1 protein-coding gene is annotated in these 741 nt (G+C 71.0%); it reads right to left on the bottom strand.

Annotated features, from left to right (window positions below; translation table 11 throughout):
* Positions 1-36: 36 nt before the first annotated feature.
* Positions 37-468 (bottom strand): AMP-binding protein, encoded by a 432-nt coding sequence (locus tag ACFXB5_RS51390; RefSeq protein WP_385222455.1) that lies wholly within the window; start codon positions 466-468, stop codon positions 37-39.
* Positions 469-741 lie beyond the last annotated feature (273 nt).

The following is a 741-nucleotide window of genomic DNA, read 5'->3' as shown; positions in this document are numbered from 1 at the left end:
CGCCACCCCATTGGGAATGCCCGTGCACCCTGTTGTTTAGAGGCGGTACGCCTGGTTTCGGGGGGTGCGGGCCCCCCGCCGCACACCGTCTGCCACGGGGGTGGTGTCCTGTTCGGCACGGGCGCGCACCATGTCCGGGGAGTCGAGTACGCACACCGGCGCTGGGACGGAGGTCGGGGTCGGCGACGACGGCGGCGACGACGACGACGGCAGGAGCCGTACGGTGTCGGAGTCGGCCAGGACCACGACCGGCCCGGCGTCGCCCAGCATGAACGCGATCCGCTCAGCCGGGTACGCGGGATCGATCGGGAGATAGGCGCCGCCCGCTTTGAGGACGGCCAGCAGCGCGACCACCGCTTCCGTGGTTCGGGGCAGGCACACGGCCACCACGCGCTCCGGCCCAGCTCCCCGGGCGATCAGCACACGGGCCAGCCTGTTCGCTCGCGCATCGAGCTCCGCGTAGGTCATGACATCGCCGTCGTAGGCCACGGCGGCTGCGTCGGGGGTGTGGGCGGCTTGGGCGGTCAGGAGGGCGGGGAGGGTGGTGGTGGCGGGTGAGGGGTGGGCGGTAGTGGGGTCGCCTTGGTGGAGGAGTGCGGTGCGCTCGGTGGTTGTCAGTAGGTCGATGTCACTGATCGGCTGGTCCGGGTCGGTCAGGGCTGTCTCCAGCAGGCGGCGCCACCGCTGGATGACCGAGGCGATCGTCCGCTCGGTGAAGATGTCGGTGTTGAACTCCACCGT

The sequence above is a fragment of the Streptomyces sp. NPDC059455 genome, assembly GCF_042750115.1.
Taxonomy (GTDB): domain Bacteria; phylum Actinomycetota; class Actinomycetes; order Streptomycetales; family Streptomycetaceae; genus Streptomyces; species Streptomyces endocoffeicus.
The sequence above is the reverse complement of the archived record's forward strand: the minus strand, read 5'-3'. Positions and strand labels throughout refer to the sequence as shown.